The sequence below is a fragment of the Bizionia gelidisalsuginis genome (assembly GCF_008086185.1).
In the GTDB taxonomy this organism is placed as follows: Bacteria; Bacteroidota; Bacteroidia; order Flavobacteriales; family Flavobacteriaceae; genus Bizionia; species Bizionia saleffrena.
Genome location: NZ_VSKN01000106.1, coordinates 1 through 610, shown reverse-complemented (window position 1 = coordinate 610; position 610 = coordinate 1). Strand labels below are relative to the sequence as shown.

General features: G+C 32.8%; 1 protein-coding gene. It reads right to left on the bottom strand.

The genetic code is table 11. The features are described from left to right. Window positions 1-187 (bottom strand): hypothetical protein (locus tag ES677_RS15565; protein WP_211357904.1); only part of this gene is annotated, 187 nt, incomplete at its 3' end. Window positions 188-610 lie beyond the last annotated feature (423 nt).

Genomic DNA, 610 nt, shown 5'->3' with positions numbered 1-610 from the left:
ACTTACTATCATAGTAAATTTTTTCCTTAATGAATTCTAATTTCAATTTTTTTGAGTTAATACTTTTGAATTTCAAAATCCATTCAGCGTTCAGCTTTTCAGTCAGAAGCGAGTCAGTTTTTATTTGTTGAGATAAAATAGTTTTACTGAAAGATAGTAGTAAAGCAAAAATTAATAATCGTTTCATATTTTGTTTATTTCCATCAAATTTAAAGTTAGCCTTTACATAATAAAAGTCAAAATGAGTGAACTGGTCTTTTGGTTTAGCGAAATGTTTTTCTCAAATGTGTTGTAACGTTTTTGTATATGGAAAGTAAAGGTTTTTAAGACTTTAATTTTCGGTTCAACGCTGTGATTGTTTTGTGTTTTCACTCTAGGTAGAAAACTGATCCTTTATGTTTTATATACGGTGTGTGTGCCCAGTATGGGCATCTTTAACTTACAGCAAAGTAAGTAATTAATCTAGAGGGTGCAAGTCCCTTATGCGCTGGGGTAACGCCTAGAAGCATTAGTAAGTCGCAAGGGAGGTAACTGCAAAGTTACATCTGAAGAAAGCGAGACTACAAAACTCGGTACTGACGAACAGAAACCGTATACAGAGGCCTATTTA